The sequence below is a fragment of the Komagataeibacter oboediens genome, assembly GCF_003207815.1.
In the GTDB taxonomy this organism is placed as follows: domain Bacteria; phylum Pseudomonadota; class Alphaproteobacteria; order Acetobacterales; family Acetobacteraceae; genus Komagataeibacter; species Komagataeibacter oboediens.
Window position 1 is genome coordinate 1 of record NZ_NKTX01000064.1, and the last position, 12,345, is coordinate 12,345.

Consider the following 12,345-nt stretch of genomic DNA (forward strand, 5'->3'; position numbering starts at 1 on the left):
GTTCCGCTTGGAATAATCTTGCTGCCTTGCCTGACACCATTCGATCCATCGGTCTTAGAAAGTGGGCTCACACAGGTCAGTTCCCATAACCGTTGGTATGAGTGCGAAGGCACATCTGGGCACCCGGCAATATGCCCGTTTGCTGGACGAGTGGGTCGAAGCGGTTGGCCTGATCCCCGGCGAATATGGGACGCATTCCATGCGCCGGACGAAAGTCGCGATGATCTATAAACGCACCGGTAATCTGCGTGCAGTGCAAATCTTGCTGGGTCACACCAAGCTGGACAGCACGGTTCGATATCTGGGTGTCGATGTTGAGGATGCCCTCGCCTTATCAGAGGCGACAGACCTGTGACGTCTCCTGCGTTTGTCACTTGCTCTCTCCCTATGTGTACATGATATGATGACACATAGGGAGGATCACATGAGTGAACAGCTTTCTGGCAGCCAGAGCGCGCCACTGAAAATCGGGGTGCGGGAGTTCCGTGGCAACCTGACCGCTTACCTTCGCCAGGCGCGGCAAGGCAGTACGATCCTGGTCACATCCCATGATGAGATCGTGGCCGAACTGCGCCCGCCATCCCCGTCCTATCGCCCCCGTCGGCAGCCGGGTGGGCTACGCGGGCGCATCAAGCTAAGTGATGATTTTGATGAGACGCCGCAGGACATGCTCGACAGCATGGACGGGGCCCTGTGAAGGTTCTGCTCGATACACATGCGCTGCTATGGTGGTTGTCCGACTCTGACAAACTGGGACCTGCAGCACGTGAGATCGTTGCGGATCCGGCCCACGACATTCTGGTTAGTATTGTCTCGCTCTGGGAGATCGCGATCAAAATCCGGATCGGGAAGCTGGATGCAGATCTCAACGAGATTACGGATACTATTCCGGCAGAGGGTTTTACGCTTCTGCCGATTTCCCCCGAGCACCTGAAGATCCTGATGGGGCTGCCTATCCATCACCGTGATCCCTTTGATCACCTGCTTATGGCGCAGGCACTGAGTGAACAGGCGTCATTTCTGTCTGGAGATAGCCAGATAGACCATTACCCAATCGAGAGGATCTCTTGCTCATAACTGTGCGGTTAATTGCTTTATAAGTTTTTCGCCTTGTCCAGAAAACGGTAGTTTTCTAGACACGCTAAAAAATCGCAAGCAGGGCTATCGCAACCATAATCATCCCGTTAATATTCCCGTAAATTTTTCAATGTCGCGGTTGTGTCAATGAATCAGCGGATCGGTTACGCACGGGTTTCTACGGAGGATCAGCATTTAGACCTGCAGCGTGATGCGCTTCAGCAGGCTGGTTGCCGTGTCATCTATGAGGAGGCAGCGAGTGGCAAGAGCGCTGCGCGCCTGGAGCTGGAGCAATGCCGGAAGGCGCTGCGCAGTGGCGATACGTTGGTGGTGTGGCGGTTGGATCGCCTTGGGCGTAGCTTGCCTGACCTTGTGCAGATCGTGGCCGAGCTGGAACGTTTGGGGATTGGTTTTGAGAGCTTAACCGAGAAAATCGAAACGAATAGCGCGGCGGGCAAGTTGGTCTTCCATGTCTTCGCGGCCCTTGCAGAGTTTGAGCGCAGCCTGATCCGTGAGCGTACCCACGCCGGGCTTGCCGCAGCACGCGTCAGAGGCCGCCTAGGCGGCCGTAAACCGAAGTTGGGGGAGAAGCAGGTGCGCGAGATCAAGGCGCTTCTGCGCGATCCGGACATTCAGGTTGCTGATGTGGCAAGACGTTACGGCGTGTCGCGCACCACGCTTTACAAGCATGTAGGCGTGATTGCTCCTCGCGGTCGGGGCGATTGATCTTGTATTCCGCCTATCACGCTAAGTATTACGCCCACGAGCTGACGCGGCGACACACTGCAGATGGCGTAGATCGTCTCTCCCAATCGTTGTTCGATGCCAGCGTCGACCTCAATCCGCATCAGATCGAGGCGGCGCTGTTCGCCCTACGGAACCCTTTGCAGGAAGGTGTACTGCTAGCTGACGAGGTGGGTCTTGGCAAAACCATCGAGGCCTCGCTGGTCGTCTGCCAGTACTGGGCTGAGCGCCGCCGTCGGCTGTTGGTTATTTGTCCAGCCAGCCTGCGTAAGCAATGGGCGCAGGAGCTGCACGACAAGTTCGCGGTACCCACTACCGTGGTGGATGCCGTTTCGCTGCGCACTCAGTGCGCTGGCGACATGCTGTCGACCATGCAACAGCTTGTCGGCAAGGCGGTCTTGATCATGTCCTACCAGTTTGCAGTCAAACTGGAAGCCGAGCTGCGTGCCGTGCCTTGGGATGTGGTGGTGATCGACGAAGCGCACAAACTGCGTAATGCGCACCGCGCCAGCAACCGTACCGGGCAGACACTCAAGCGCGCACTGCAAGGCCGCAAGAAGGTACTGCTTACTGCCACACCGTTGCAGAACTCTCTGATGGAGCTGTACGGACTGTCCACGTTAATCGACGAGCACCTGTTCGGCGACGAAACTGCCTTCCGTAAGCAGTTCATGAACAGCAGAACGGGTTTAGACGAACTTCGCGAGCGACTTGGCAGCTTTGCCAAGCGCACACTGCGTCGTGATGTGGTGGAGTACATCAGTTACACCGAACGCAGGGCGTTCACCCAGCCTTTTAACCCCACCGACGCCGAACACGCACTCTACGAGCGCATTTCGGCCTTTCTGCAAAAGGAAGACTCTTACGCTCTGCCAAAACAACAGCGTCATCTCACGGGCCTAATATTGCGCAAGCTGCTGGCGTCCAGTTCGCACGCTGTTGTTGCCACGTTGGCCACTATCCGCGAGCGCCTGCAGGGCTTGCTCATAGCTGAAAAAGCGGAAGACGATGGTAGCCAGCTGGTCGAAACACTGATTGCTGAGGACGATCTGGAGCAGGACTATCTAGAAGAAGCCCGCGAGGCTAACGAAGCCGCAGAAACATTCACGACCAAGCCAGCCGAAGACGACAAGCCTGACGCTGCACAAGATACCCAAACCATCTGTGCTGCCATCGCCGCCGAGATCGAGGAGTTGACCGCGTTCGTTGATGCCGCGCAAGCGCTGCAAACCGACACCAAGGCGCAGGCTTTACTCAAGGCGCTCAACCTAGGTTTCGGCAAGATGGCCGAGCTACGTGCGCCACGCAAGGCCATCATCTTCACAGAGTCCAAGCGTACGCAGGATTACCTACACCGCTTTCTCTCAGCTAATGGCTACGCGAGCAAGTTGGTGTTGTTCAGCGGCACTAACAACCATGAAGACTCTACTGCCATCTACCAGCACTGGATGGAAAAGTACAAAGGCACGGATCGCGTCACCGGATCACCGCAAGTAGATCGCCGTACCGCTCTGATCGACCACTTCCGCAAGGACGACGGCACCGGAGCGGAAATCATGATCGCTACCGAGGCGGCTGCTGAAGGTGTCAACCTGCAGTTCTGCGCGCTGATCATCAATTACGACCTGCCGTGGAACCCGCAGCGCGTCGAGCAGCGCATTGGCCGCTGCCACCGCTATGGCCAGCGTTTCGACGTGGTGGTCATCAACTTCCTCAACACCCGCAACCAGGCCGACCAGCGCGTGCTGGAACTGCTCACCGAGAAATTCAACCTATTCTCCGGTGTATTTGGTGCGAGCGATGAAGTGCTGGGTCGCATTGAAGGCGGCTTCGACTTCGAGAAACGCATTCTTCAGATCTACGACACTTGTCGCCAGCCCGAGCAGATTGAAGCCGCCTTCAATGCCCTGCAAGCGGAGCTGGAAGAGTCAATAGCCGACCGTATCAAGGACACCCAGTCCCAACTGCTGGAGAACTTCGACGAAGACGTTCACGACCGCCTCAAACTCCGTCTTCAAGATGCCGAAACGCGGCTGGACAAACTGGGGCGCTGGTTCTGGGGTGTCACCTGCTTTGCATTGGATGGCCGTGCGCGCTTTGACGAGCAGTCCTACGCGTTCTCTCTGAGCACGCCGCCAACCGGAATCGCCCCTCCCATACCGATGGGCCGCTATCAGCTCATTCGTGGTGCGGCGCAGCCGGACATGCTTGCGCACGCCTACCGCCTCAGCAACCCGCTGGGGGAATGGAGCATTGATTCCAGCCTGAATGCGGCTACGCCGGTCGCCACCTTGAAACTCGACTACGACAAACACGGCGCCCGCGTTTACGTCATCGAGAGACTACGCGGCATGTCCGGCTGGCTGACGCTGGCCCGGCTGGAAGTCATCGCCTTCGAGACTACAGAGGCGCTTCTGTTCTCCGGTCTTACAGACGATGGTCAGGTTCTGGATCAGGGAACCTGTGAAAAGTTAATGGCCATTCCAGCAGCTGGTAAACCCACTCCTTTGAGCATCACCGTGCCCGAGGCCCTGCTGGCCAACAGCCAGCGCGCAGTTGCCTCCACCATCGCCCAAGTGTTGGAAGCCAACCAGTGCCTTTTCAATGAAGAACGTGACAAACTGGAACGCTGGGCTGACGACAAGATGCTGGCCGCAGAGGAAGCCCTGAAGAACACCAAGGCACGTATCGCCCAGTTGAAGCGCGACGCCCGCAAGGCCGCCACCTTACAGGAGCAGGATGGCATCCAGCGCGAGCTGTCTGATGTGGAGCGCAAGCAACGCCGTCTGCGGCAGGAAATTTTCGCCGTCGAAGACGAGATCATCGCCAAGCGCGACGAACTGATTGCCTCGCTGCATCAGCGCCTGCAAGAAAAAACAAGCAACGAGACACTGTTCAGCGTGCGCTGGCAGGTCACTTGAAACGCAAATCCTTCAATGAAGCAGAAATCCCGAGACCTATGCCAGCCATAACCAACAAACAGAATCCCAAATTCCAGGAACTTGTCGCCAAGCTGCGCGAGATATTCCAGATCGACCGCCCGGAACTGGACTTCGGTATCTATCGCATCCTCAACGCTCGCGCGGACGAGATCAACGACTACCTGCAAAACCGGCTGGCCGAGAAGGTGCAGACAGCCCTCACAGCAGGGAGCGCCGCCAGCACGCAGCAATTGCAGGCTGAACTGCAGGAGGCCGAAAAGAACGCTCAAGCCTTGGGGGTCAGTCCCGATGCGGTTCCCAAGGTGAAGGAACTACGCGTCAAGCTGAAGGATGCCACCGTAGGCAGCAGCGACCACGAAAACGCCGTGTTTTCCCACTTGCTGACCTTCTTCTCCCGCTACTACGAGCAGGGCGACTTTATCAGCCAGCGCCGCTACAAGGGCGACACTTACGCCATCCCCTACGCGGGCGAAGAGGTCATGTTGTATTGGGCCAACAAGGATCAGTACTATACCAAGAGTGGCGAGAACTTCAGTAATTACAGCTTTAAACTTGAAGACGGCCGCACGGTGCATTTCCGCCTCGCCGCCGCCGACACCGCCAAAGACAACCGTAAGGACAACGACAAGGAGCGTCGATTTGCTCTGGTAGCGGCCAAGACCGTTACCCGCGTGGATGAAAACGGCGACGAATACGAAGAACAACTGGCGCCTGTGGAGGAAGCTTCGGGCAGTGACGGCAATAAGGAGCTGATCATCCGCTTCGAGTACGCCGCCCAACCCAAAGGCACCAAGCAGGAGGTGCTGGTCACCAAGGCGGTAGAGGCCGTGCTGGCGAATGCCTCCGTTAAGGCGCGCTGGTTGGCGTTGGGCAACCGTGCACCTACTGAGAATAAACCTCAGCGTACCTTGCTGGAAAAACACCTGAGTGACTACACCACCAAGAACACGGCGGACTACTTCATCCATAAGGATCTGGGTGGTTTCCTCCGGCGCGAGCTGGACTTCTACGTCAAGAACGAAGTCATGCATCTCGACGACGTGCAGAACGCGAGTGCGTTTGGCGACATTGAGAAGAACCTTCGGATGATCCAGTGCCTGCGCAGCATCGCGCTGGAGTTGATCACTTTCTTGGCCCAGCTGGAAGACTTCCAGAAGAAGCTGTGGCTGAAAAAGAAGTTCGTGGTGTCCAGCCACTACTACATCACGCTGGATCGGGTGCCGAAAACGCTTTGGCCAGAATTGGCAGCGAACGAGCAGCAATGGACGCGGTGGAAAGAGCTGGGGGTTTGGGATGGCGATGCGCCGGGGACGGTGGAGGATTTTGAGGCTGCGCCGTATCGGATGGTGGATACGAGTTTGTTTGATTGTGAGGTTGTGCACAAGCTGGTGGCCAGCATGGGGGAAATTGATGCAAGTGTGAGCGGCCTGCTCATTAACAGCGATAATTTTCAGGGGTTATCGTTGTTGCAAGCGAAATACTGCGAGCGCGTGAATTGCATTTACATCGATCCGCCGTATAACACGGATGCCTCTGCTATCATTTATAAGAACGGATACAAAGACTCTTCCTGGCTGTCCTTGATTCAGACAAGGCTCGATTTAGCAAAGCGCCTCATGCGGGAAGACTCTCTCATTAGCGTAGCTATTGATGATCAAGAAGCATCACCGCTAGTTCAAGTGCTTAACTCAACATTCGAGAAGCAGGTCGGCGTTGCTGTGGTCAAGTCAAATCCTCAAAGCCGCAAGACGAAAGGCAAGTTTTCCCCTGTCCACGAGTACGCATTCTTTTATGGAAAAGGTGATAAGGCTTTTCCTAACACCATTGGATACAGCGCAAGCAAAGCCGCTCGATATCCATTGGAAGATGAGCAAGGGCGATATTCATGGATGAATTTCATTCGGGCTGGCAACGGTGATCGACGGGAAGATCGCCCCAAATCGTGGTACCCGATTGCAGTCAACTCACAGAATAAGATTCGCATTCTTACGATGGAGTGGGATGAGGAAACGCAGGACTACAAACTCTTGGAGCGACCTGCGGAGGACGAGGTGCTTGTCTATCCGGTCAAGTTTGAAAATGGCCAGCGTATCGAGAAACGTTGGCAACGAGGTTATAAGAGGGTCGCAACCGAATATGACGAATACCGTGTTCGTCGATCTGGCGATGGCGAAATAACCATTGATTTCAAAACCCGCATGGATGATGAAGCGCCACCAGTAACTTGGTGGGACAAGGGTGAATATGCTTCTGCGAACTATGGAGCATCTGAGCTGAAGGATTTTTTTCGCGAAAAAACGTTCGATTTCCCAAAAGCGAAAAAGCTCGTCGAGGATGCCCTTCGTTCATGCGGTGCGGCAGAGCCAGGAAGCATCACTTTGGATTTCTTTGCTGGTTCGGGCACGACGGGGGAAGCCGTCCTCCGGATTGGACGAGAAACAAAAGCGGCTCATCAATTTATCTTAATTGAGCAAGGTAGTTACTTCGATACGGTTGTTACGCCGCGCATCCAGAAGGTTGCGTACTCCGCCGACTGGAAAGATGGCAAACCCTCGACGCCTGAAACCGGCATCTCTCTCTGCTTCAAAGTCCTAAAGCTAGAAAGCTACGAAGACACCCTGAACAACCTGCAACTGCGCCGAATGTCCGCACAGGGCGATCTCCTGAATACCCTGCCGCAGCAGGCCAAGGATGACTACCTGCTCAACTACCTGCTTGACGTAGAAAGCCGTGGCTCGCTGTTGTCGGTAGAGGATTTCAGGAAGCCCTTCGACTACACTCTCAACGTGGCCGTGGATTCGGCGGGTGCGTTTGAGCCGCGCAAGATCGATCTGGTCGAGACCTTCAATTTTCTGATCGGCCTGCGCGTCAAGCACATCGATGCCCAGCCGCAGCGCGGCTTCGTCACGGTCACCGGAACGCTGCCCAGCTGTGAAAGCTGCCTCGTGCTGTGGCGCGACTGCGATGTGCTGGACTACGAAGGCATCAGCAAGCTTTGCGACAAGCTGGCCATCAACCCGGCGGATAACGAGTTTGACGTGGTCTACATCAACGGCGACCACAACATTCCCACCGTGCTGACGCAGACAGCCGAGGAAGGCGGTGCCACCCGCGTAATCAAGCTTCGCCAGATCGAGCCGGAGTTTCTGGAGCGCATGTTCTCCGTGGAGGGCATCTGATGGCACGGCCACGCAAGACCCCTGCTGCCGGTTCCAGTCGCGGCGGCAGGAAGCGCAGCTTTCATCAGGAATTGGTGCTCAACCGTTGGGTGCTGGGTTTCTTTCAGGGCGGCGCGCTAGCGGCACTCAAAATGCGTTTGGGCGATGACCGCTTTGAGGGCATCGACGAGGACGGCCAGACCAAGTTCTTCCACGAGCTGATTCGAGGATTGTTCGATCCCAACAAGGTGCCGGAGGCTGAGCTTAGGCGCTACGACTTGAACGTCGTCGCCCACTGGCAGGCCATCACCGCCCAGCGCAACAAGCTGGAAGGCCACGAACTGCAGATGAAGTACTTCCAGTACCTCTCGCTGCTGTTCACCGAGCTGTATCTGGACTGGTACTTCAACCACCGTCAGGATCTGCTTGATGGCCTGAACGAGGAAATGGCACGCTACCGCACTGAGACGGGCGCGGAACCATTTCGCGATTTCGAGGCGGACGACCTGAACAAGATCGCTTTCTGGAATGCTACCGGCAGCGGAAAGACCCTGCTTCTGCACGTCAACATCCGCCAGTATCTGCACTACTTCAATGCGGGGTGCAGCGATCACTTTCCCGACAAGATTATTTTGCTCACGCCCAACGAGGGTTTGAGTCTGCAGCACTTGGACGAGTTGCAGCTTTCAGGCTTTACCGGGCAGCTGTTCAATAAGTCGCTTTCTATGAGCTATCGTAGTGCCATTGAGGTCATCGACATCAACAAGCTCGGCGACCAAATGGGCGACAAGACTGTCGCCGTAGAGGCCTTCGAAGGCAACAACCTGGTACTGGTGGACGAAGGCCACCGTGGTACGGGCACGGCGGCTGGCGCGTGGATGGCGCGGCGCGATGCGCTGGTGCGAGGCGGTTTTGCCTTCGAGTACTCGGCCACCTTCGGGCAAGCAGTGGCTAACGGCATGACTGTGGCGGCGGCAGAAGAAGACATCCAGAAAAAGCGCGCCAAGATGCTGTTCAACACCATCAGTCTGCGCAGCCTGGATGACGGACAGAAGGCGCAACTCGCGCTGACCGCCGAGGACAAGCGCCGCGCGCGCATCACCTCTACGCGCGAGATTTACGCCAAGTGCATCCTCTTCGATTACTCCTACAAGTTCTTCTATGAGGACGGCTACGGCAAGGAGTCGCTGATCCTCAACATGAATGGCGAGGCCTACGAGCAGGCGGACAACGCGCGCAAGTATTTCACTGCCTGCCTGCTGGCCTACTACCAGCAGCTTTGGCTGTGGAGCACTCACCGCTCGGCGCTTGCCGACTTCAACATCGAAAAGCCGCTGTGGGTGTTTGTAGGCAACACCGTGTCGGGCGAGGAGTCGGACATCTTGGAAGTGGTGAACTTCCTCGCCGACTTCCTGAACAGCGAAGAGCAGATCAAGAGCTGGCTGACCGATCTGATTGCAGACAGGGCGCAGATTTTGGACGTCAAGGGCAACAACATCTTCAGCGGGCGTTTCACGCCCCTGATGGGCTTCGGCGGTCGCGTGGATGATCTGTACGCCGACATCCTGCTGCGAGTGTTCAATGCCTCGGCCCGTCAGCGCTTGAAACTGGTCAACATCAAGAGCAGCAAGGGTGAGCTGGCGTTGCGCGTGGGTGATGCCGAGCCATTCGGCCTCATCAACATCGGCGATGATGCAGGCTTCTTCGGAATGGCGGAGGACGTGGTGGCCTTCGATAGCGAACGCGACGACTTCGGTGGCGCGCTATTCGGCACGCTGAACAACAAGGACAGCCGCCTCAACGTGCTGATCGGCTCACGCAAGTTCACGGAAGGCTGGAGCAGTTGGCGCGTGTCCACGATGGGCTTGTTGAATATGGGCAAGGGCGAGGGTTCCCAGATCATCCAATTGTTTGGGCGCGGGGTACGCCTCAAAGGCAAGGGTTTCTCGCTCAAGCGCACTTTGCCGCAGGACCGGCCCAAGGGCGTGCATCTGGACAAGCTGGAGGCGCTGAACATCTTCGGCGTGCGCGCCAGCTACATGGCCGCGTTCAAAGACTACCTGCGCGAGGAAGGCATCATGCCCAGTGACGAAGTGCTGGAGCTGGACTTCCCAACGAGGGCCAATCTGCCCAAAGGCAAACTCAAGACCTTAGCGCTGAAGGATGGCTACAAGGACAACCAGAAACTTGGGTTCAAGCGCACGCACTTTCCGTGGCTATACGAAATACCCACGCAGTTCCAAGGCAAGATCAAGCCCCCCCATGTGGTACTCGACCTGTACCCGCGTGTCGAAGCGCTATCCAGCAAGGACAAGGGTAGAACCTTCACGATAGAAGTTCGCAACAAGGGCAAGCTGAATCAGACGCTGTTCCCGGCTTTCAATTGGGATCGCATCTATCTGGCGTTGCTGGATTACAAGTTGCAGCGTAGTTGGAGCAACCTGCGGTTGGAACGGCAGAAGCTGATCGACTTCTGTGCGGGCACGCAGGATTGGTACACGCTGTTCATCCCGGCGGCGGAACTGAACGTGACGACCTTCGCTGACATCCGCAAGCAAGAAGACATTCTGCTTCGACTGCTGACGGACTACACCGACCGATTTTATAAGGCCCTGAAGACAGGCTACGAAGGCCAGTTCTACGATATTATCCACATCGATGAAGATCACGGGTCGATGCTCAAGCTGTACCAATTCGAGATTGAGAACAGCGACGACGGTCTGGAATATCAGGCGAAGCTGGAAGTGCTGAAGAAGCTGGTGGCGGACGGCAAGATCGGCGAGGCCAACCAATGGAACGCGCCGCACATGGTAGCCATCAGCTTCGCTCGGCATTTGTACTACCCGCTGCTGGCATTGGAGGACAAGGATGCAGTGCCTCTGAAGCTGCGTCCGCTGGCGTTTGACGCGCCGAGCGAATGGGAGTTTGTTCGCGATTTGGAAGCGTTCTACAACTCAGTGGAAGGCAAGACCGCCGTAGGCGCACGCAGCCTTTACCTACTGCGCAACGCTGATCGGGAAGAGAAAGGCTTGGGTTTCGCGCTAGCGGGCAATTTCTATCCCGACTTCCTTCTGTGGCTAGTGGACGATGCCAACGGAAAGCAGTGGTTGACCTTCGTCGATCCGAAGGGGCTGCGCAATCTTGACCTGTCGAACCCCAAGCTTGGGCTGTATAAGGAAGTGAAAACCTTGGAGACGACGCTGGCTAGGCAGGCCAAGGTGGGCGAACCGCCGCTGATCTTGAATGCCTTCGTCCTGTCGCCGACGAAGTTCGCCGATCTGCTCAACGTGGGCGATCCTACCAAGAAGAACGAGTTGGAACGGCGCCATGTGTTATTCATGGAAGAGGGTGGAAGCACCTATCTGAAAAAGCTATTTGGGGCCATCAGATGAGTATGAGGTAGCGCTTAACATGGTATCATTAATGGTATCCAATATCAGACTACACCATAAGCCATTGTATTTAAAATGAAATGTTGAATAATTTATAATAGAGTGGGGATTGTAGTCGAGATTATTTCGCGGTCTTGAATGTCCGATTTTTCAAGTTTCCATCCGAAACCGGACAGTCCGTTTGCCCCCCGATTCTGACTGTTATGCCTGTTTTATGATCCATCTTTCCAAAGACCTGGCATGCTCTGTCGTGTCATTTCCCTTGGGTCGGATGAGCCCGTAGAATGTTCCGTCAGCATCGAACCCAACAGGGGCCAACAATCTCCCTTTAGCCGTATCGTCTGCGGCGATGATTTGAGGCGAAAGGGCTACGCCCAAACCATTGGCGGCAGCCTCCAGCATCATGAAATGATGGTCGTAGAGACGGATGTCGCGTGGCGCTTGGACGTCGGGCCGGGTGGCCAGCCATTTCCGCCATGCCTCGGGGCGGGTCCGAGATCCGAGCGCCAGGTAATCTCCGCCCTCGAACCGCACCACCATATCAGGTCGCATGATCGGGCCGACCGCCTCTGCAGTGAGTGTCGTTACCGCCCAGTCCGGATCCAGCGGGAAGTCGAGCCGTCGAATTGCCAGCGTGATGCGTTCTTTCTCGAAATCCAGTGGGCCACCACCGGTCGAGAGATGCACGTCGATGTCGGGGTGACGATCCTGAAAATCCGAGAGGCGTGGAATCAGCCAGCACATCGCCAGCGAACGTTCGCAGGAAAGTACGATCGGTGGGGCGGCGATAGGCGACCTGATTTCGGCGAGCGCTGTTGCTATTCCCTTCAGTGCATCGCTCGTGGCTGTCAATCGGCACTCAAAAATAACCCCTGATCGGCATGCAATATTAACCCCCTGTTGAAGGCCCGGCCTGTCTCCTGAAGCCGTAGGCGTAATACCAAGGGCTACTGTCTCTGACTCATCTGTGAAGTGACGCGAAGGGCCTGTTCTGATTCTGTCGTGAGAGGGAGGATCGGGAATGGCTGGTGC

General features: G+C 56.3%; 8 protein-coding genes. 7 read left to right on the forward strand and 1 reads right to left on the reverse strand.

The window, feature by feature from the left end:
* The first annotated feature begins 97 nt into the window (after positions 1-97).
* From CFR80_RS14730 to CFR80_RS14760, 7 genes are all read left to right on the forward strand, one after another.
* On the forward strand, positions 98-355 hold the full coding sequence (locus CFR80_RS14730) for a tyrosine-type recombinase/integrase (protein WP_258367837.1): 258 nt from the start codon (positions 98-100) through the stop codon (positions 353-355).
* A 45-nt stretch (positions 356-400) separates the two neighbouring features.
* Positions 401-697: a type II toxin-antitoxin system Phd/YefM family antitoxin gene (locus tag CFR80_RS14735; RefSeq protein WP_166116178.1), complete on the forward strand. Its 297-nt coding sequence runs from the start codon at positions 401-403 to the stop codon at positions 695-697.
* The gene (locus CFR80_RS14740) at positions 694-1,077 is read left to right on the forward strand and encodes a type II toxin-antitoxin system VapC family toxin (protein ID WP_110507597.1); all 384 of its coding nucleotides are present in this window, start codon (positions 694-696) and stop codon (positions 1,075-1,077) included. Before CFR80_RS14735 ends, CFR80_RS14740 begins: the two co-directional genes overlap by 4 nt.
* Positions 1,078-1,224: 147 nt before the next feature.
* Positions 1,225-1,803 carry a recombinase family protein gene (locus tag CFR80_RS14745; protein WP_110507598.1) on the forward strand — a complete coding sequence of 193 codons (579 nt, stop codon included), beginning with the start codon at positions 1,225-1,227 and terminating at the stop codon, positions 1,801-1,803.
* A 2-nt stretch (positions 1,804-1,805) separates the two neighbouring features.
* Entirely contained in the window at positions 1,806-4,742 is a 2,937-nt protein-coding gene (locus CFR80_RS14750) for an SNF2-related protein (RefSeq protein ID WP_110507601.1), read from the forward strand.
* Positions 4,739-7,942, forward strand: coding sequence for a site-specific DNA-methyltransferase (locus CFR80_RS14755; RefSeq protein WP_220032748.1), 3,204 nt, complete (start codon positions 4,739-4,741; stop codon positions 7,940-7,942). The genes CFR80_RS14750 and CFR80_RS14755 overlap by 4 nt, the downstream gene beginning before the upstream one ends.
* Positions 7,942-11,313, forward strand: coding sequence for a DEAD/DEAH box helicase family protein (locus CFR80_RS14760; protein WP_110507599.1), 3,372 nt, complete (start codon positions 7,942-7,944; stop codon positions 11,311-11,313). Before CFR80_RS14755 ends, CFR80_RS14760 begins: the two co-directional genes overlap by 1 nt.
* 201 nt (positions 11,314-11,514) lie before the next feature.
* On the opposite strand, the gene CFR80_RS14765 is transcribed toward CFR80_RS14760, so the two are convergent.
* A complete protein-coding gene (locus CFR80_RS14765; RefSeq protein ID WP_258367838.1) occupies positions 11,515-12,165 on the reverse strand; it encodes a LysR substrate-binding domain-containing protein in 651 nt (216 codons plus the stop codon).
* Positions 12,166-12,345: the final 180 nt, after the last annotated feature.

What these genes read in the sequence shown, in the direction of transcription:
- CFR80_RS14730 (WP_258367837.1), top strand. Translation starts at nt 98, where the DNA reads ATGAGTGCGAAGGCACATCTGGGCACCCGGCAATATGCCCGTTTGCTG.
- CFR80_RS14735 (WP_166116178.1), top strand. Translation starts at nt 401, where the DNA reads ATGATGACACATAGGGAGGATCACATGAGTGAACAGCTTTCTGGCAGC.
- CFR80_RS14745 (WP_110507598.1), top strand. Translation starts at nt 1,225, where the DNA reads ATGAATCAGCGGATCGGTTACGCACGGGTTTCTACGGAGGATCAGCAT.
- CFR80_RS14760 (WP_110507599.1), top strand. Translation starts at nt 7,942, where the DNA reads ATGGCACGGCCACGCAAGACCCCTGCTGCCGGTTCCAGTCGCGGCGGC.